This is a genomic window from Enterobacter sp. BIDMC 27 (genome assembly GCF_000534415.1).
Taxonomy (GTDB): Bacteria; Pseudomonadota; Gammaproteobacteria; order Enterobacterales; family Enterobacteriaceae; genus Enterobacter; species Enterobacter hormaechei_C.
Map to the genome: position 1 here is coordinate 4,555,697 of NZ_KI973178.1, position 19,745 is coordinate 4,575,441.

Below are 19,745 nucleotides of genomic sequence, written 5' to 3' on the forward strand. Positions count from 1 at the left end.
CGTTCACTCAACAGATTCAAATATCGCGCTTAATCCGCTTCTGCGCTCAGTACGGGTGGCAATCGCCTGACTCAACACGCGCTCATCCGCATACAGTGAAAGACGCTGGCGCGCACGGGTAATGGCGGTGTAGACCAGCTCGCGGGTCACAACCGGCGACAGCTGTGTCGGCAGGATCAGCGCCGCATGGTTGAACTCGGAGCCCTGAGATTTATGTACCGTCATCGCCCATGCCGTTTCATGCTCTGGCAGGCGGCTGGGCTGGACGGACTTCACGCTACCGTCCGGTAGCTGGAACCAGACGCGCAGACCGTTACCGCGATCGAGCGCAATGCCGATATCCCCGTTGAACAGCCCCAGCGCACTGTCGTTGCGGGAGATCATCACTGGCCGGCCCTCATACCATCGCGAATGCAGCTGACGGTTAATTTTGCGTTTCTGCACCAGCAGCTGCTCCAGCCTGTCGTTCAGGCCCGCGACGCCAAACGGCCCTTCCCGCAATGCGCACAGAAGCTGGTATTCGCCAAATGCGGCGATGACCTGCCCGGGCTGACTGCGCTGCTGCACGCAGCTCAGAAAATGCTGGTATCCCTGGAGAGCCTCCTCAAGCATAGCCTGATACTCTTCCCCGCTTTGCAGCGATTTCTTTTCAATGTCAGTGAAGGAACCGTCAAACACCGTGCGCGTGGCGTGCCTGTCGCCACGGTTGACCGCCGCAGCCAGTTGGCCGATGCCGGAGTCGCTACCGAAACGGTAGCTTTTTTGCAGCAGGCACAGGCTGTCACGCAGTGCGCCCGCGATCGGCGTGTGATCGGGTTCAAGCGAGCAACCGGTCAGACGGGCGAGCTCCTGCGCCCGCGCGGCGGTATAACCGTAACTGGCGTAGGTACAGATATCTCCCAGCACCGCCCCGGCTTCTACAGAGGCGAGCTGGTCGCGATCGCCCAGGAAAACCACGCGCGCATGGGGTGGTAGCGCATCGATCAGGCGCGACATCATGGTCAGGTCGATCATGGAGGCTTCATCCACCACCAGCACGTCCAGATGCAGCGGATTGCCCGCATGGTAGCGCAGCCGCTGGCTACCCGGCTGCGCGCCGAGCAGACGGTGCAGAGTACTTGCTTCACCCGGGAAAAGCGCAAGCTGCTCCTGGGTGAGCGGCAGCCGTTGCATCGCACCGCCCAGTGATTCGGTCAGACGCGCCGCGGCCTTCCCGGTGGGCGCCGCCAGACGAATACGGCATCGCTGCTCGCCTGAAAGCTGTATCAGGGCTGCCAGCAGCTTTGCGACGGTCGTTGTTTTCCCGGTTCCCGGGCCGCCGGATATCACCGAGATCCGCCGCGTCAGGGCGACGGCTGCCGCCACTTTCTGCCAGTCTGTGGCCTCACCGGAGTCAAACAGCCTGTCCAGCGTCTGGCGAAGCTGTGCTTCGTCGCAGGGAAGCGGCGCATTGGTCTCACTAAAGAAACGCGCTACCGTCAGTTCGTTTCGCCACAGGCGGTTCAGGTATAAGCGCTCCCCCGTCAGGATCAGCGGTGCCTGGTTGTCTCCCGGCCCGACGGCTGACGATTCACGCAAGATTTTCTGCCAGTCCACCTTATCTCCCAGCAGCGCAAAGCAGGACTGGAGGACAGGCGGCATTTTCTCGTCAACCACCAGACGCGAGAGCGGCAGACACACATGCCCCTCTCCGGCATCTTTACTCAACAGGGCAGCGGCAAGCATCACGGCGGGCTGGTCAGCGGCAATCATCATGGCAAACTGCACGTCCAGCTGACGCAGCACGCGTTGCTCTACCGCATCCAGCAATAAGTCCTGCATCGTCATGCCATCTCCTCCGTGTTTGCTGCAAACAGGTTATCCATTTTATTAATCAATTCCGCATCCGGACGAGTGCTGAAGATCCCGGAGCGCGGATCGGCAGCATCAACCCCGCGCAGGAACAGATAGATGACACCGCCAAAATGATCGTCGTAGCGATAATCCGCAATACGGTGGCGCAAATAGCGGTGCAGCGCCAGGGTATAGAGCTGATATTGCAGATCGTAGCGATGCATTTGCATGGCTGCCGCCATCGCCTGCTGGGTATAGGCTTCGCTGTTCTCGCCCAGCCAGTTCGATTTGTAATCCAGCAGGTAGTACCGTCCTTCGTGACGGAAGACCAGGTCGATAAACCCTTTCAGCATGCCCTGCACCTGACGGAAGTTCAGCGGCGGGCAACCGGCTGACAGCGGATCGTACTGACGGATGAGCGCATCGAGCGCGTCGGCCTTAAGCGGGCCTGCGACGGGCAGATAAAACTCCATCTCAACCTGCTTATTTTTAGCCGTTAACTGGCGAAGAGAGAAGCCCTGCGTCGTCAGCGGCGCCTGCAAAATGGCGTTGATCCAGTCAGTGAGAACGGGCTGCCAGTGCGCGTCATAGCCTCCGCTCTGCAACATCTTCAGCACCCACTCCTCACTGACAGGCTGGGTGAAATCAAGCTCTTCAAAGAGGCTGTGCAAAAAGGTGCCCGGCGACGCGCCGCGTGGGAACTGATGTGGAGTTAACGTCGGTTCAACCGGAACATCGCCCACCCCTGCGGCATCCACGTCCAGCTTCGGCATGAGATCCTGCGCAATACTTTGCCCGTGCTGTTGCAGGCCAGAATAGCTGGTGACGCGCCAGTCGTCGGCAAGCACCCGTGTGATCTGGCGCGCGTTAAGATCGGTCGCGGGCTCTTGCGCCATTTCCCAGCGGCTGTTGTCTGGCAGAGAAGGGATATGGAGGGCGATATCGTCTCCGCAAAGCGACTCAATACAGAGGCGCAACCCCGCCGCATCTTTCGGCTCACCACGCTGAATAAGCCGCCCTAAGGCGCTTAAATGGAAATCGCTCTCCCCTGTTTTCTCCCCGCGACGGCGGAAAACCGGCGCGACGCCCAGGCTGCAATGCCAGACAGAACGGGTCAGCGCCACGTAAAGCAGGCGCAAATCCTCCGCCAGACGCTCCGCTTCCGCCAGCTCAACGCTGGTTTCCGCCTTGCTGAGATCGAGCACCGCATCGAAAGTCTCGCGATCATGATAATAGGCCTGATCCTGAACGCGGTAGTTAGCGATAAAGGGCAGCCAGACCAGCGGATACTCGAGACCTTTCGATTTGTGAATGGTGACGATTTGCACCAGATGCTTATCGCTCTCAAGACGCATCTGCTGGCTTGAGGCGTTACTGTTTGGATCCGCGATTTGCTGCGCCAGCCAGCGCACGAGGGCATGTTCACTTTCAAGCTGGGTGCCGGCTTCCTGCAACAGTTCGCTGATGTGTAAAATATCGGTAAGACGCCTTTCACCGCCGGATGACGCCAGCATATTTTCGGCAATCTGACGCCGCGTCATCAATTCGCGCAGCATCGCCATGACGCCGCGTTTTTGCCAGCGTTCACGGTAATGGACAAACTCTTCCACCACCGTATCCCATGCGTTTTCGTCATGGTTGAGCTCATCAATATCGCGCGCGTTCAACCCCAGCATAGAGCTGGCCAGCGCGCTTCGAAGCGTATTTTCGCGCTCCGGGGCCAGCACCGCCTGAAGCAGCCAGAGCATTTCCTGGGCTTCCAGCGTGTCGAACACGCTGTCGCGGTTAGAGAGATACACTGACGGAATATCCAGCAACGTTAGCGCATCGCGGATTAGCGCCGCTTCCTGACGACTGCGCACCAGCACGGTAATATCAGAGGCTTTAACAGGATTTGCCTGTTCCCCCTGCCAAAGCAGCGCCTCGCCGCGCGCGCCTGCGCTCAGCCAGTCACGGATTTGCGCGGCGCAGTGCTGGGCCATCGCCGCCTGATAGTCGGCAACCCCATAGCCTTCCCCTTCCAGCAGCCAGAAGGTCATGGCGGGTTGCACCGCGCTACTGACTTCGAAGCGCAGGGATGCGTTTTTTGGGGCGGATTTCACCGGCAGGAAAGGGATTTCATTGAACATGAACGCCGTCTCCATACGGCTGAACAGCGCATTGACGCTCTCAACCATCCCCGGAGCGGAACGCCAGTTAGTGTCTAACGTGTAATGCGCGACAACTTCACTACGGGCTTTCATATAGGTGAAGATATCTGCCCCACGGAAGGCGTAAATCGCCTGTTTAGGGTCGCCTATCAACAACAGGGCAGTGTCGGGCTGCTGTCGCCAGATGCGGCGAAAAATGCGGTACTGCTGAGGGTCGGTGTCCTGAAATTCGTCAATCATCGCCACCGGAAAACGTGTACGGATCGCGCTGGCGAGCGCTTCACCATTCTCGCTGGACAGCGCCTCGTCCAGGCGGCTCAGCATGTCATCAAACCCCAGCTCGCCCCGGCGACGTTTTTCGCGCGCGACGGCCTGGCGGATCTCCGTCATGGCGCGTGTGATCATCAGGTCATTGAGCGTTAATGGCTCCGCAAGCAGCGCATCAATCGCCACAAACAGGGAATGCTCAGGCACAATGCCGTCGGCTTTGGTTCGCTCGGTCAAAAAGCGCTGCGAAAATTTTTCCAGTGCGTCCGGAAGCTGGTAGCCCCGCGTCTCCTCCTGGGCCCAGACGCTGATCTTTTCGATCCACTTCCCCTGGTTCCCACGGTTGAACTTGCGTCTGTCGATGCCTGAGTTTTCGATGATTGCATCAATTTCACCAACCGACTCATTCCACTTCTGCTTAAGCGCCGCAATTTTGGCGACGATCTTTTCATGGCGCGAGGCCAGCGTTTCATCGGCAGGCGGCGGAGATTTAATGACCGGCGCTTCGCCTTGCAGGTAACGGTCGATGGCGCGAAGAAGCTCTTCCGGACCTTTCCACAGGGCGTGAACCGCTTCGGCAATGTCGCGCTGCAATGGATAACAGTGACGACGCCAGAAATCCGCACAGGCCTGATAGCGAAGCTCGGATTCATCTTCAATAAGCTGCTGCTCAAAGAGCATGCCGGATTCAAACGCATTCAGGCTTAACATGCGCTGACAAAAACCGTGAATGGTGAAGACGGACGCTTCATCCATTTGCCGCTCGGCAAGCAGCAGCCATTGCGCAGCCTGTTGTTTATCCGCAATCTCGTCCAGCAGGCTCGCGTAGAGGGGGTTATCCGTCGTCTGACGCAGACAGGCGATGCGCAGCTCATGAATGTTGCTGCGAATACGGCCACGCAGCTCGGCAGTGGCCGCTTCGGTGAAGGTTACCACCAGCAGCTCTTCCACGCTTAACGGGCGCGAAAAAGCGGCATTGCCGCCGAGCCCCAACAGCAGACGCAGATAGAGCGCGGCGATGGTATAGGTTTTTCCCGTTCCCGCTGAGGCTTCAATCAGTCGCTCACCCTGTAGAGGTAAACTTAGGGGATCAAGCGGCTCAGCGGTATGGGTCATTCTTTCTTACTCCAGGGCATAGTTTGTTGCAGCGCGCTGACGCTCTTCCAGACGGTCCACTCTTTTGATTTTACGTAGTCCGTTTTCCCGTTCTGGCTGCCAGAAACCTGAGACAGGATGGCCATACCCTGCGGTTTTACTACCGCCTGATGGAAGAAATCGGCAACCTTTTGTGGCGTCAGCTGTTTTATTTCGGCCACTATTTTATCACGCGAATCAAATTTCATATTACCGCGATCAAAATCTTTGCTCAGCTGCGAGGCCTCTTCACCCAGCGTCTGCGGCGGCTGCATCACCTGGGCGATAACCGCCTGCTGGATCTGGGCAAACTCTTCCGGCTTCATGGCGCGCAGTTTTGCTTCCGCCTGCGGGAAGAACGCCTGATAACGCTGCCACAGGTAAGCGGGTTGCTTGTCGCTGCTTTGCAGAAGGAAGCCCAGCCCCCACTGACGGCCCACATTCATAGAGAAAGCGAATACCGCATAGCCCAGCTGCTCTTCGGTGCGCAGCTGGTTGTAAAACCACGGCTGAATAATTTGACCGAGCACCGCACTCTGGGCAGAGCTGGTAAATTCGTCATAACCGACAGGGACAAACACCGCGGCCAGCGCGGAATCCGTGCTGCTTCCCGCTTTTTCGAAGATCACGTTCTGCTTTTTCTCTACCAGCACATCCTGGTTACGGCACCACTCATCGCCTTTTGAACCCAGTTGCGCACGGACGTTTTGCGCCAGCGTTTTAGCCTGATGTTCGCTCATATTCCCTACAACCAGGAACTCCGGACGGGTATTGGTTTTCAGCGCATCACGGTAAGCCAGCACCTCTTTTAAGGTGACTGAGGGCAATAACGCGCGGCGATCTTCGCGCTGGAAGTACGGAATTTGCGACAGCATCTGTGCTGGCATAATCGCCTGATCGTAGGCTTTACCCTTCTCGGCAGAATCCATCATCTGGGCATACCAGGACTTAGCCTGCTCGAGCTGTTCTTCCGTAGGCGTATAGCTGAAATAACCGTCCAGCAGCGCCTGGAACAGCTGCGGCAAACGCTGGGTATAGCCGTTGGCATTCACCATCAGGCCGTTATTGGCGTTGGTGGAGAAACTGATACCACCAACGGCAGCCTGGTTGCTGAGCTGATCGAGAGCAATACCGGCCAGATAATCGTTAAGCGCAAACAGCACCTGGTTTCTGGCGCTGTCCATTGCTTTGGGGTTACGCAGCACCACGCTAACATCCGCTTTTGGCTCGTCGGCGAAATAGCGGCTTGGGGTGTAGACCACGCGCAGCGTCGGCTCATCAACAATCAGCTCCGGGTGCGGATACGCCTTTGCGGGTTTGATCAGCGAGAAATCGTCCGGGATGTAGGGGTTAAGTTCCGGTAACGTCAGCGCAATTTCCCCCGCCTTTTCCTGCCAGCCCGCGAAGGTCTGTTCGCTGATTTTTTCAACCTGATACGGGGCATCAACGAAGTAGGCCATTTTGTTATGCGGTTCGTTCGGGCTGATATACCAGACCCGAGCATTCTGCGGAGTCATCATCGCCAGACGCGCTTTGAGCGCTCCGGCGTCATACTGGTCGGCAATATTTACCGCATCCAGCGTATGTTCCACCGGCACGCGGATCATGGTATCTGCCAGCCACTCAACGTAGTCCATATCACGCGTGATAGAGGGATAGCGGAAATCGAGATCCAGCACGTGCGCCAGCTCGTCAAAGTAGCGTTTATCGACCCCTTTGTCGCGCAGCAGAGAGAGGTAACTGAAAATGGCCGCAACGACGTCGTCCCGGTGAGCCAGCCCTTTATCGGTCAGCGTCGCGGAGATGGCCAGCACGCCGCTATTCCCATTTACAACGGGATCGGAGTCAGCGCGAATACCTTCCACCAGCCCCTGCTTTTGCAGCCAGTCGGAGAGCGTACCCGGGCTGCGGTTGCCGATAAGATACGTCACCAGCTCGTCGGTTTTGCTGCGGAACTGCGCCGTGTTGTTATCAATACGGAATTCAACGCGTAACACCTTGCGCGGCAAGGCCGGCACATAGTGAATAACAATGCCTTTTTGCGCGTCCGTGACAACCGGCACGTTAATCTGCGGCAGATCGATATTTTTATTTGGCACCCTGCCGTAGGTCTGCGCGGCCATGTTTGCCAGCGTCGGCAACGGTTTATTGCTGTAGATAACCGCTTTCATCAGATTGGCGGAATAGTATTTTTCACGAAACGCATGCAGCGCATCGAGCACCGGGCTACCGGGCTTGTCGCTCAGTGTTTCAAGGTTGCCGCCTGAGAAGCGCGAACCCGGGTGCGCCGGATTGATGGTTTCAGCGCTAACCTGCGCCATGCGCATACCGTCTCGCGTGCGCGCCATCGTCAGTTCGTCGTTCACGGCATTACGTTCACGGTCAGCGTATTTTTTATCCAGCAGCGGTGCGGCGATGGCATCCGCCAGACGGTCCACCGCCCCATCAAGCGCATCATTTTCCACTTCCAGGTAAAACGCGGTGCGATACGGCGCGGTACTGGCGTTGTGGCTGCCGCCATGCATTTTCAGAAATTCGGACAGGCTGTCAGGCTGTGGGTATTTTTTAGAGCCCATCAGCGTCATGTGCTCAAGGTAGTGCGCCAGTCCAGGATGGGCGTCAGGATCTTCCAGCGAACCCACCGGCACAACCAGCGCGGAGAGCGATTTCACCGCCTGAGGATCGGAAACCAGCAGCACGGTCATCCCGTTATCAAGACGAATCGCCTGATACTCACGGGTGTCCTTATCGCTCTTACGGATTGTTTCCTTGACAGGTTGCCAACCGGAATCGGCCTGAGTGACGGGAGCCCAAAGGGCGATAAACAAAACAAACGCTTTGAACAAGGTGCTGCCTGGCATTACGACCTCTTTATCACGGCTACATCATTAACAACGTGCGTGCTGGACACGCCAGCATCTCTTTCTTTGGGTACATCAGTCCGTGATAAGAGGTGCATCATAAATGAACACCTCATACTGCGCAATTTTTATACAGCGCTCAGGACTGATTAAATTTGAACAACGGTAACAGGTAGCGTTGCGCCTCCTGGGTGATAATGTCGAAATATTCTGGCTCCAGCGTTCGCCATAAACGTTGATACCAGACATCGTCACCTTCGCCACGTACCATCATGTTCCCTTCGTAGGCCTGCAAAAACTTGCTGCGCGCTTTCTGGAGCGAAGCCTCATCCGTTAACATGGCATCATTCTGCGCGTCGTAACAGGCTTTTATCCACGCCCCCCCACTTTCAGGCAGCAAAAGCAGAGGTTTGTTCATGCCCTGACGGTAACCTTCAATATAAAGCGACAGATACGTCAACGCCTGCTCAGGCTCCATCGGCGGGAAACGCCATTCGCCGTCCTTACGTACAAACAACCGGCTTTCACCTTCGTGACCACTCGCACTGTAGACAAGATGTTCGAGCCAGAGTTGCAGGCCATGTGAAACGCTGAGCCTGGATGGCCGCCAGCGCAGCAGCCCGTCAGACTGCACGTGCGTGAGCCAGCCGCTGAGGTGCATACCGTTACAATCGAGATCGATTTCAATGCTGCTCGCCGGCTGCCGACACGCGATAACGCGGTCAGCAAGCGCTCGCATCTCCTCGCACTGGGCATCCCAGACGATTTCGCCGAATGCACCATACGGAAGTAATCCCGACGCCCTGTAACGTCGGAACAGTTTACTGGCGTCTTCTTCGTCAACCAGCGCATTCAGAAGCTGGGAATTAAGCTTAAAACGCTCCAGCCCATCAAGAATAAACGGTTCCGCATCGGGGATTTCGCTCTCTTCAGAGCGGAAATTCACCTGCAAGCGTTGCTGGAAAAAAGCCCGGACCGGGTGCGCCCAAAAACGCTGTAGCTGCTCAAACGAGAGGGTATCTATGACGCGCGGTTCGAGCGTCTGAATAAAATCGGTTTGCGGCGTCCCCGCTTTCTTCGCTGCGGGAAGCCACTCGCGGGCGTAGCTTTGCAGTTCATCAGGAACGTAATTGACAGGATCAAACGGCATACGGCTATGGTGACAGGTGATATGCGCTATCACCCGACGTTCGCTTTCGTCGCAGTTGCAGGCTTCATCCCCCGGCAGATAGTGGCTCTGTCCGATGTAATCCACCAGCTCCTGCACCAGCACAGACGGGAAACGCTCGCTGTTGTCCTGAATTGAACGACCGATATAGCTGATATACAGCCTGCTTTGCGCAGACATCAGCGCCTCAAGAAAGAGATAACGGTCATCATCGCGGCGGCTGCGGTCGCCCCGCTTCGGTTGTGCGCTCATGAGATCAAAACCCAGAGGTGGAAGCGCACGCGGATAAATACCGTCGTTCATGCCAAGCAGACAGACCACTTTGAACGGGATTGAACGCATTGGCATCAGGGTACAAATATTCACCGGCCCCGCAAGGAAGCGCTGGCTGATGCGCTCCTGATCGAGACGTTGCGTCAGCTCATCACGCAGAAGCGAAAGAGGAACCGCCTCGTGATAGTGCGAATTAACCCCCTCATCAACGATGGCCTGCCACTGCTTCTCGATAAGCGCCATGGCGGCTTCAGTTTCGCTGTCCGGCAGAAAGAAATCATTCAGCATTTCGCGGCAAATCGGCAGCCACTCTTCGAGCGGGCGGGGCTGCATCAACGCACGGCGCCAGCGGTTGAGCTGCATAAGCAGCGAGGCTAAGTGACCAACCAGTTCCGCGATCAACCCACTGGATTCATCGTACGGCAGCACGTCATTCCATTCGCCGTGGATGCTCTCCATCGCATACCCCAGCAGCATGCGCGTCAGGCCAAACTGCCAGGTATGCTGGCCGGTCGCAGGCAGTTCGAACTCCTGGACGTTATCATCGTCGATACCCCAGCGGACACCAGATTCGTTGACCCACTGGCGCAGATAGCGCAACCCCTCTTCGTTAATGTTGAAACGTGCGGCCAGAACTGGCACATCCAGCAGTGCCAGCACATCCTCAGAGATAAACCGGCTATCAGGCAGCAAAAGCAGGCTGAGAAAGGCCTGTAGCGCCGGGTGTGACTGACGAGCGCGACGGTCAGAGATTGCGTAGGGCAGATAGCGGTCGCCCGTTGCGCTGCCAAATACCGCCTGAATAAACGGGCTGTAGCTGTCGATATCCGCCACCATCACCACGATATCGCGCGGTGTCAGGGTTGGATCGTCCTGTAACATGGCCAGCAGGCGGTCATGAAGAATTTCAACTTCACGCTGTGGGCTGTGGCAAACGTGGATCGCGATACTGCGATCGTCAGGATCCAGTTTTCGCTTCTTGTCGCTTCGCGCAAACTCTTCGGCAGTGATCCCGGCAACGGCACGGTTTTCCAAATCCAGAATATCAAGCTGAATATTGTGCAGCAGGCTGTCCGGCGTAATATCCGCAAACGCATCCACATCCCCTTCTCCCGAAGAGGTGATATCTGAAAGCAGATAAATATAGTCGCGTCCGAGCTTGCCCCACGAGGCAAGCAGCGGGTTCGGCAGGTTCTGAATCCCTTCTTCATCAAAAAGCTGCGCCGCGTTTTCACTGTCTTTAAACAGCGGCACGGCGCGCTCTTCAAAGAGGCGCTTTCTCTGGCGGGTGACCAGCCGTGAAAGCCAGCGCGGATCCTGAATATCCCCCCAATAGTGTCGACACGGGTTGGTAAAGAGGATATGGATATCAGCGTGCTTACCGAGCGCTTTTAGCGCGTTCAGGTAGACAGGCGGCAGCGCGGAGATACCGCAAATGAACACGCGTGACGGCAAACGGGCTGGCCGTTCTGCGCTGTTCTCAAGTATTGAGATAAAGCGATCGTACAGGTTAGCACGGTGCCACTTAGGCTGACCGAGTTTCCCGGTATGCTCGACCAGCGCTTTCCAGAGCGGCGCCTGCCAGATTTGCGCTTCCGGTAACCCATCGACTAATTCTCCCGCTTCCCAGCGAATCAGCCATTCTGCACGGTAAACCAGATACTGGTCATAAAGGTCGGCAGTACGTGAGGCAAGCTGGAAAAGTTTACGCTTGTCGGTGTCGTCATTCAGGTAGTGGCGCAGCATGGCAAACTCATCATGCGCCAGCATGTCCGGCAGCAGCGTCATCAGTTTCCAGGCCATACTTTGTTTGTTGAAGGCGCTCTGCTCAGGAATATCCGGCAGGACGCGAACAAACATCTCCCAGATAAAGCTCGCGGGCAGCGGAAAATCGATGTTCGCCGCAATGCCAAATTTCTGCGAAAGGGACATTTGCAGCCACTGCGCCATACCGGTGCTCTGCACCAGCACCATTTCTGGCTCAAACGGATCGTCAAGACGCTCTTGCTCAACGATATACTCCATCAGTGCTTCCAGCACATCCAGACTATTTGAGTGGTAAACCCTTAGCATAAACGCTCCCGACTAGCGGCTAACCGGGCAATGCAGACGCGTCAACGCGCCCTGCCGCCCCATAGGAGAAATAAGTGTGACCGTGATGCTGACACATCCGGACTGTGTTGTCTGCCCCCGACTGACCTGCCAGCCCGGCGGGAGCGTTAATGTTGAGATCTGCGACTGATTCCACGCATGATGCCATAGCTGACGATACTGGCTAAGCGCCGCATACCGGGCTGCCAGCGCGCGATGATAGCCGGATAACGCCATCACAACCACAACCAGCAACATCATTGCCAGCAAAACCTCAACCATGCTAAATCCTTTTTGTCTGCTCAGGGTAACTGACATAGCGTACTTTCCTTAAGGGGGCAGAAATCACTCCAGCCGTGGGCGGAAAAGCGTATCTGCCCCTCCGAGATGTCCCCGCCTCGCCATAGCAATAGATTGTCATTGCCGGCAATAAGCAACACACGCGCCCCAAACAGCCTTATACAGACCCGCAAACGTTGTGTCTGTTTGCACTGAACCTCTGGCTGTAAAGCCCATTCCTGAACGCGCCCCCACTCCAGTGCAGATTGCACGGTAGCCTGCTGGCGAACAGACAAACTCTCGCCACTTACCAGCGTGCTAAAGGTTTGCAGCTGCTGATTTAATCCGGTGAGGATCAGCGTGCCGAGCACCAGTAATAGCAGGACCAGCGCCAGCGATGACATGCCCCGCTGACGATTCACAGATTAAACCCCGTTACGGTATGGCGAGCCGAAAAGGGTGCGGCCAGTTCACCTTTGCGGCGGGCACGCAGCTCGATACTGATGACCGGCGCAAAGCCATCATGATCGGTTTTAGTGACCATAAATTGCTCTATCAGGACCCGATCCGGGTCGGTGAGCTTATCCCATCCCTTACCGTCACAGGATGTGGCGCCCCGCAGCGTTTCAAGCGATCCGGACTCAAGCCGGAATCCCGTACTGTCGTTTTCTGATGCGGTGCTATCCCACTGGCCGTTGCTGTTCGCATCCCATAGCACAATCGCACATCGTCCTTGCCTGCCGATGATCATCCCCTGCCCCTGGCAATGCCCTGCACAATATCCTGCCCTCTGAAACTGTTTACCGATCGCGAACAGACGTTGCCAGACCTCATCCTCCAGCTCCTGCTGTCCAGATTGCAGTAAAACACCCCGCTGTAGCCCCGGTAAAAAACGTGACGTGCTGAGTAACAGAATGCTGCTTATCGTCATCGCAATAAGCACTTCCAGCAGGGAAAACCCTTTTCGATTTACTGGCATGCACCTTCTCCTGCGGCATTACACAGCCTGATACGTCCGCCATTTGAGACAATAACCCACCACCCACCAGCGCGGCTCTGCACGCGGATATGTCCGGCCCATGCGGTATCCCTTAAACCGTAAAATCCCAGCGCAGGGGTTATGTCGCTTATCGTGACCTCGGGCCACATCGGCTTCATCACGAACGGTCCGCCGCTGTCACAACCGGTCACCGCTGAACTGGCCAGACAGTTCTTTTCACCGTCGTTATACAGCGCGATCCTGTGCTCGCTGTTGTGACGGTTGGCGTCATTGCGCAAAAACACCAGGTAATCCCGCACCTGGCAGGCAGTTTGCCAAAGCCGCTGCCGCTGCTGCCAGCTGTCCCAGCCATAGAGCCCTGTGGCGCTGAGGATCACTGTCAGCGAAACGGCGATAAGGGTTTCGATAAGCGTAAAGCCTTGTTCGTTTTTCATGGCGGGAGTGTGGCGGAATAGCAGAAACGGTACGAGCGTCAAACCAGAACTTTACGAGCCGCTTTCCGGAGATTTTCACCCGTTGCAACGCGTTGCATCATCTCTGGAAACAGGCTCGAAAAACAAAACGGGCGTGAAAAAAAACCGGCGCTAAAGAGCACCGGTTGTGTCAGGATTTGCCGTATCAGATGGCGACAGGAGCTTTAATGCCGGGATGCGGGTCGTAACCCTCAATCTCGAAATCATCAAAACGGTAATCGAAGATCGATTCCGGTTTACGTTTGATCACCAGCTTCGGCAATGCACGCGGTTCGCGCGTCAGCTGGAGATGCGTCTGTTCCATATGATTGCTGTAGAGGTGGGTATCACCGCCCGTCCAGACAAAATCGCCCACTTCAAGATCGCACTGCTGCGCCATCATGTGCACCAACAGCGCGTAGCTGGCGATGTTAAACGGCAAGCCGAGGAACACGTCGCAGGAGCGTTGATAGAGCTGGCAGGAGAGCTTGCCGTCCGCCACATAGAACTGGAAAAACGCGTGGCAAGGCGCCAGCGCCATTTTATCCAGTTCCCCCACGTTCCAGGCAGAGACAATGATACGGCGCGAGTCCGGGTCATTTTTCAGCTGGTTCATGACGGTCGTGATCTGGTCAATATGGCGGCCGTCCGGGGTAGGCCAGGCGCGCCATTGCTTGCCGTAGACCGGCCCCAGGTCGCCGTTCTCATCTGCCCACTCGTCCCAGATGGAGACATTGTTTTCATGCAGATAAGCAACGTTGGTATCGCCTTGCAGGAACCAGAGCAGTTCATGAATGATCGAGCGCAGATGGCAGCGCTTCGTTGTCACCAGAGGAAAGCCTTCTTGCAGATTGAAGCGCATCTGGTGGCCAAAAATGGAGAGCGTACCGGTGCCGGTACGATCGTTTTTCGGCGTGCCCTCGTCGAGCACTTTTTTCATCAATTCAAGATACTGTTTCATGATTCCTCAGGAAAGTTGTTGCTGTGGACGACGACGATACGCCCAAATCATCATAATGGCACCCGCGACAATCATCGGGATGGAGAGGATCTGCCCCATGCTGATGTACTGTACCCATTCACCGGTAAACTGCGCATCCGGCTGGCGGAAGAACTCGACGATGATACGAAACGCGCCGTAGCCAATCAGGAACAGACCAGAGACAGCCCCCATTGGGCGCGGTTTGCGGATATACAGATTCAGGATGATGAACAGCACCACGCCTTCCAGCGCCAGCTCATAGAGCTGTGACATATGGCGCGGCAGAACGCCGTAGGTATCGAAAATAGACTGCCACTCAGGATGCGAAGGCAGCAGCGCGATGTCCTCCGCGCGGGAACCCGGGAACAGCATGGTAAACGGCACGCTCGGATCGACACGTCCCCACAGTTCACCGTTGATGAAGTTGCCCAAACGCCCTGCGCCCAGCCCAAACGGGATTAACGGCGCAATAAAATCAGCCACCTGGAAGAAGTTGCGTTTGGTGCGTCTGGCGAAGATCACCATGACCAGGATCACACCAATCAGCCCGCCGTGGAAAGACATGCCACCGTCCCAGACGCGGAACAGATAGAGCGGGTCGTTCAGGAATACCGGGAAATTATAGAACAGGACATAACCGATGCGACCGCCCAGGAACACGCCGAGGAAGCCGGCATAAAGCAGGTTTTCCACTTCGTTCTTCGTCCAGCCGCTGCCTGGACGACTGGCGCGACGGCCAGCAAGCCACATGGCAAAGACGAAGCCCACCAGGTACATCAGACCGTACCAGTGCAGCGCTACAGGTCCTATTGAGAAAATAACCGGATCGAATTCCGGAAAATGCAGATAACCACTGTTCATCTGTCACCACAAGATGTTGTTATTCCGCTGAAAGTGGACAGCGGGTGAATTGCATTCCCGCCGTTGGCAGGTGCTCCAAAGTTGCGAATCATAGCATAAGGCAGGCGTGGAGGATGCGCCTGAGATGTAAAAGATGTGTATAGGGTTTCATGCGCGCTGTTCCCCCTCACCCCATCCCTCTCCCTCAAGGGAGAGGGGGGCGTCCGAGCCGTCATTATTTTGTGGGGATCAGCGGCCGCCGCGGATCAAACCGCCCATGCCGCGTCGCTCCATAAACGCAGCCACCTGATGGCGCACTTCGGCTGCCAGCTGTGCTTCCAGGCTACGCGCGGCCAGTTCGCGCGCCTCATCTTGTTCGATGTGACGTAACAGGTATTTCACACGCGCAACGGAACGTCCGTTCATTGACAGGTGACGGAAACCGAGACCAATCAGGATCGCCACGCACATCGGATCGCCGGCCATTTCACCGCACAGGCGCAGGTCGATATTATGCTGCTCGGCTTCGCGGGCGATCATCGCCAGGGCACGAAGCATCGCCGGATGCAGGCTGTCGTAGATGCTGGCAACGCGCGTATTGTTGCGATCGACCGCCAGAATGTATTGCGTTAAGTCGTTGGTGCCAACGGAGATAAAATCAACGCGGGTCGCCAGCTGCGGCAACATAAAGACCATCGAAGGCACTTCAAGCATCACGCCAATACGGGGTTTAGGGATCGCATAGCCGATCATCTCTTCCACTTCGCGCCCTGCACGTTCTATCAACCGCCGCGCTTCGTCGATCTCGTCAATACTGGTGACCATCGGCAGCAAAATGCTGAGATTCCCCGTGGCCGCGTTGGCACGCAGCATCGCACGAACCTGGATAAGGAAGATTTCCGGCTGATCGAGGGTTATGCGGATCCCACGCCAGCCGAGGCAGGGATTCTCTTCACTGATGGGCATATAGGGCAGTTGCTTATCCGCGCCGACGTCCAGGGTGCGCAACGTGACGGGTTTATCGTTAAACATCTGCAACATGCCCTGATACTGCGCCACCTGCTCCTCTTCTGACGGGAAGCCGCTTTGCAGCATAAACGGTATTTCGGTGCGGTAGAGGCCGATGCCATCGATGCGGCTGCCGAGCTTCTCTTCATGCTCAGGGCTTAAGCCAGCATTGAGCATCACCTTCACCCGCTCACCGCTCTTGAGCTGCGCGGGCAGGTTGACGTCATCCTCCGCCAGCTTGCTTAATTCATTCTCTTCGCTGATAAGACGCTGGTACTCCTGAAGGAGAACCGGCTCAGGATCCACCAGCAACTCACCGCGGTATCCGTCCACCACCAGCGTACGGCGGTGCAGTACGGAGGGCTGAATATCCGCCCCCATCACGGTCGGAATACCGAGCGCGCGCACCATAATGGCGGCATGGGAGTTAGCTGCGCCATCGCGCACCACCACGCCCGCCAGCCTGTCCTGCGGTAATTCCGCCAGCGTCGTCGCCGAGAGTTCATCGGCCACCAGTACAAACCGGCTCGGCCAGGCATTCGCCCCCTGAATAGTATCATCAAGGTGGAACAGCAGACGTTGCCCAAGCGCGCGTAAATCGCCGGCGCGCTCTTTCAGATAACCGTCAGTCAGCACCGCAAACTGCTCGGCAAATTTTTCAATGACCTTTTTAACCGCCCACTCTGCCACCGAACCTTTATCGACCTCGGCAAATAACTCACGACGCAAACGCGCATCGGAAAGCAGGTGTGAGTAGAGGTCGAAAATGGCCGCCGTCTCTTTTTGCGCGCCAGCGGCAAAGCGTTTGCTGTAGCGACGAAACTCATTCGCCGCCTCTTCCAGCGCAGCGGTAAGCCGTTCGCGCTCAAGCGCTTCATCTAGCGTCGAGGCTTCATAGACCTGCTCCATCAGGGGGAGCGTGGCATCCATCCAGCCTTCGGCAATCGCGACGCCCGGCGAGGCCGGAAGCGCGCGGATGCGGGTATGACGATACTGCCCAAAAAGGGCTGCCAGCTGAGACTGGGAGAGGATCGCAGCCATCTGCGTTGCCAGCGTGACGAGGAAAGACTCCTCGCTTTCGTCGTACTGCCGCAACTCTCGTTGCTGGACAACAAGCACGCCAAGCAGTTGACGGCGCTGAATAATCGGCACGCCAAGGAAAGCGCGGAACCGCTCCTCTTTGACGGAAGGGATATATTTGAAGCTGGGATGTTTTTGCGCATCGGCAAGGTTGATTGGCTCCGCCAGTCGCCCGACCAGGCCAACAATACCTTCATCAAACGCGAGCGTGACGGTGCGTCCCCGTGGTTTTTTTAAACCGCGGGTTGCCATCAGGTAGTAGCAACGTCGGTCATGGTCGGCCAGGTAGACCGAACAGACCTCGGTTTCCATCGCAAGACAGATGTCCGTCACCAGAATATTCAGCGCCTCGTTGAGGCGAGGCGCACTGGCAACCTTTTCAACTATTTCTCGCAAGCGGGTGAGCATGATTTGCGTAGCTTAACCTCTTTTACGTCGCCAGGCAGGTGCGCTCTGTGGCTTCGGAGGCGTCTCCTGAAGCTGCATCACGACACTTGCGAACTCTTTCATCACCCTACGATATACATCGCGCTTAAATGACACGACCTGACGAACCGGATACCAGTAGCTTACCCAGCGCCAGCCATCAAACTCTGGCGTGCTGCTGGTTTGCATATTGATATCTGAATCGTTGCCCACCAACTGCAAAAGAAACCACTTCTGTTTCTGGCCGATACAAACCGGCTTTGTGTCCCAACGCACCAAACGTTTCGGTAACTTGTAACGCAACCAGTTGCGGGTCGAAGCCAGGATGCGAACATCTTTTCGGCTTAAACCAACCTCTTCAAACAGCTCCCGGTACATCGCTTGTTCTGGGGACTCTCCGGGATTGATCCCGCCTTGCGGGAACTGCCAGGAGTGCTGACCATATCGCCGGGCCCACATCACCTGGCCCTGACGATTACAAATTACTATTCCTACGTTTGGGCGGTAGCCATCGTCATCAATCACCGGACTACCCCAAACTAAATCTGATATATGAATGATTGTTTCACACTACAGGGAGGCGGTAAACCACTCTCTTACAGGCCTGCAACCTAATAACATTTGAATAACTCACAATTTAGTGCGGAGTTATAAACAGATGCGGGCGACAGAGACCATTTTTATTCACCTTTTCTGTGGATATAGTTGTGAAGAAGTGCGGAATTACCGATGAACAACCTTGTAGCCCGACGAGCCGCCAATTTACCCCACCTATAATAAATCATTTAAATTCATATTATTACATTGAAATTAAGGGTATCCAGGGCGATAAACGTGACAATCATCACATCAAAGATCCTCCTGCTGATGAAAGATCGAACAGCGTCGGTTTTATCCACAGTTTGTGCCAATAAGTTAGGCACAATTTGTGTGAAAATTCGATTTTAATCGCACGTCAAGGCTGTAAATTGAAACAGTAGTGGCAGTTATTCCCAGTTATCCCATTTTTCTGTGGATAACATGGTGTAAGATCCTGTTTATTGTCAGTGACCAGAATTGCACAACCTGTTTTTTAGCCGCCGCGGAACGGATTACATTCTAAAAAAGATGATATAAATCATCTAGATGGAATAGGTACGCAGAAAAAGGTAAACTCTGTCCACAAGGGATAAAATATCAGCTCATTTTTTAATCAAAAGGTCGTTAGCATGCAATCTCTCGCCCCACAGCTCTCTCCTCCCGTCAGTGAAGCCCAGTTGCTCCAGCAGGCGCAACGTCTGGCAGGCTATTCACTGGGCGAGCTGGCCGTGATGGCGGGGTTGACGATACCCAACGATCTAAAGCGTGATAAGGGCTGGATCGGCGTGTTGCTGGAACGCTGGCTGGGCGCAAGCGCGGGCAGTAAACCCGAGCAAGATTTTGCGGCGCTGGGGGTGGAACTGAAGACGATCCCCATCGATAGCCAGGGACGGCCGCTGGAAACCACCTTTGTCTGCGTTGCGCCGCTCACAGGTAACAGCGGAGTGACATGGGAAACCAGCCACGTCAGGCATAAGCTGAAGCGGGTGTTGTGGGTACCCGTTGAGGGCGACAGGCAGATCCCGCTGGCAGAACGTCGCGTTGGCGCTCCGCTACTCTGGAGCCCGAATGAAGAAGAGGAGAGACAGCTTTCCCAGGACTGGGAAGAGCTGATGGACATGATTGTGCTGGGACAGGTTGAGCGTATCACCGCCCGGCATGGCGAAGTGCTGCAACTTCGTCCCAAAGCCGCCAACAGCAAAGCGCTCACTGAAGCGGTAGGCGCACAGGGCGAACCGATCCTGACGCTGCCGCGCGGTTTCTATCTTAAAAAGAATTTCACCGGGGCGCTGCTGGCACGCCACTTCCTGTTGAAAACATAG

The 19,745-nt window shown here is 56.1% G+C and carries 13 protein-coding genes; 1 reads left to right on the forward strand and 12 read right to left on the reverse strand.

Annotated elements, in window-relative coordinates; translation table 11 throughout:
* Nucleotides 1-3: 3 nt before the first annotated feature.
* The 12 genes from recD to rppH all read right to left on the reverse strand — a co-directional run bounded on the left by recD (nucleotide 4) and on the right by rppH (nucleotide 18,369).
* Nucleotides 4-1,827: an exodeoxyribonuclease V subunit alpha gene (gene recD, locus L463_RS01395; protein WP_023295352.1), complete on the reverse strand. Its 1,824-nt coding sequence runs from the start codon at nucleotides 1,825-1,827 to the stop codon at nucleotides 4-6.
* Nucleotides 1,824-5,366, reverse strand: coding sequence for an exodeoxyribonuclease V subunit beta (gene recB, locus L463_RS01390; protein ID WP_032102912.1), 3,543 nt, complete (start codon nucleotides 5,364-5,366; stop codon nucleotides 1,824-1,826). The genes recD and recB overlap by 4 nt, the downstream gene beginning before the upstream one ends.
* A complete protein-coding gene (gene ptrA, locus L463_RS01385; RefSeq protein ID WP_032673314.1) occupies nucleotides 5,363-8,245 on the reverse strand; it encodes a pitrilysin in 2,883 nt (960 codons plus the stop codon). The genes recB and ptrA overlap by 4 nt, the downstream gene beginning before the upstream one ends.
* A gap of 139 nt (nucleotides 8,246-8,384) precedes the next feature.
* Nucleotides 8,385-11,759 carry an exodeoxyribonuclease V subunit gamma gene (gene recC, locus L463_RS01380; RefSeq protein WP_023295355.1) on the reverse strand — a complete coding sequence of 1,125 codons (3,375 nt, stop codon included), beginning with the start codon at nucleotides 11,757-11,759 and terminating at the stop codon, nucleotides 8,385-8,387.
* A 12-nt stretch (nucleotides 11,760-11,771) separates the two neighbouring features.
* Nucleotides 11,772-12,095 carry a prepilin-type N-terminal cleavage/methylation domain-containing protein gene (locus L463_RS01375; protein ID WP_023295356.1) on the reverse strand — a complete coding sequence of 108 codons (324 nt, stop codon included), beginning with the start codon at nucleotides 12,093-12,095 and terminating at the stop codon, nucleotides 11,772-11,774.
* Entirely contained in the window at nucleotides 12,080-12,478 is a 399-nt protein-coding gene (locus tag L463_RS01370) for a DUF2509 family protein (RefSeq protein WP_023295357.1), read from the reverse strand. Before L463_RS01370 ends, L463_RS01375 begins: the two co-directional genes overlap by 16 nt.
* Nucleotides 12,475-13,035 (reverse strand): prepilin peptidase-dependent protein, encoded by a 561-nt coding sequence (locus L463_RS01365; RefSeq protein WP_015571748.1) that lies wholly within the window; start codon nucleotides 13,033-13,035, stop codon nucleotides 12,475-12,477. Before L463_RS01365 ends, L463_RS01370 begins: the two co-directional genes overlap by 4 nt.
* Nucleotides 13,026-13,490, reverse strand: coding sequence for a prepilin peptidase-dependent protein (locus L463_RS01360; RefSeq protein ID WP_017692737.1), 465 nt, complete (start codon nucleotides 13,488-13,490; stop codon nucleotides 13,026-13,028). Before L463_RS01360 ends, L463_RS01365 begins: the two co-directional genes overlap by 10 nt.
* Before the next feature lie 184 nt (nucleotides 13,491-13,674).
* Nucleotides 13,675-14,469, reverse strand: coding sequence for a thymidylate synthase (thyA, locus tag L463_RS01355; RefSeq protein WP_015571751.1), 795 nt, complete (start codon nucleotides 14,467-14,469; stop codon nucleotides 13,675-13,677).
* 6 nt (nucleotides 14,470-14,475) lie between these two features.
* A complete protein-coding gene (gene lgt, locus L463_RS01350; RefSeq protein WP_003862787.1) occupies nucleotides 14,476-15,351 on the reverse strand; it encodes a prolipoprotein diacylglyceryl transferase in 876 nt (291 codons plus the stop codon).
* A 228-nt stretch (nucleotides 15,352-15,579) separates the two neighbouring features.
* Entirely contained in the window at nucleotides 15,580-17,826 is a 2,247-nt protein-coding gene (gene ptsP, locus L463_RS01345) for a phosphoenolpyruvate--protein phosphotransferase (RefSeq protein ID WP_015571752.1), read from the reverse strand.
* Nucleotides 17,827-17,838: 12 nt separating this feature from the next.
* Nucleotides 17,839-18,369, reverse strand: a complete 531-nt coding sequence (gene rppH, locus L463_RS01340) for an RNA pyrophosphohydrolase (protein WP_003862791.1) — start codon at nucleotides 18,367-18,369, stop codon at nucleotides 17,839-17,841.
* Between the two features lie 683 nt (nucleotides 18,370-19,052).
* Between rppH and mutH the strand changes: the two genes are divergently transcribed.
* A complete protein-coding gene (mutH, locus tag L463_RS01335) occupies nucleotides 19,053-19,745 on the forward strand; it encodes a DNA mismatch repair endonuclease MutH (RefSeq protein ID WP_032102915.1) in 693 nt (230 codons plus the stop codon).

Excerpts from the sequence above, each read along its gene's own strand:
- recC (WP_023295355.1), bottom strand. The coding sequence starts at position 11,759 with ATGCTAAGGGTTTACCACTCAAATAGTCTGGATGTGCTGGAAGCACTG.
- recB (WP_032102912.1), bottom strand. The coding sequence starts at position 5,366 with ATGACCCATACCGCTGAGCCGCTTGATCCCCTAAGTTTACCTCTACAG.
- ptrA (WP_032673314.1), bottom strand. The coding sequence starts at position 8,245 with ATGCCAGGCAGCACCTTGTTCAAAGCGTTTGTTTTGTTTATCGCCCTT.
- L463_RS01375 (WP_023295356.1), bottom strand. The coding sequence starts at position 12,095 with ATGTCAGTTACCCTGAGCAGACAAAAAGGATTTAGCATGGTTGAGGTT.
- L463_RS01360 (WP_017692737.1), bottom strand. The coding sequence starts at position 13,490 with ATGAAAAACGAACAAGGCTTTACGCTTATCGAAACCCTTATCGCCGTT.
- recD (WP_023295352.1), bottom strand. The coding sequence starts at position 1,827 with ATGACGATGCAGGACTTATTGCTGGATGCGGTAGAGCAACGCGTGCTG.
- ptsP (WP_015571752.1), bottom strand. The coding sequence starts at position 17,826 with ATGCTCACCCGCTTGCGAGAAATAGTTGAAAAGGTTGCCAGTGCGCCT.
- mutH (WP_032102915.1), top strand. The coding sequence starts at position 19,053 with ATGCAATCTCTCGCCCCACAGCTCTCTCCTCCCGTCAGTGAAGCCCAG.
- L463_RS01365 (WP_015571748.1), bottom strand. The coding sequence starts at position 13,035 with ATGCCAGTAAATCGAAAAGGGTTTTCCCTGCTGGAAGTGCTTATTGCG.
- lgt (WP_003862787.1), bottom strand. The coding sequence starts at position 15,351 with ATGAACAGTGGTTATCTGCATTTTCCGGAATTCGATCCGGTTATTTTC.
- thyA (WP_015571751.1), bottom strand. The coding sequence starts at position 14,469 with ATGAAACAGTATCTTGAATTGATGAAAAAAGTGCTCGACGAGGGCACG.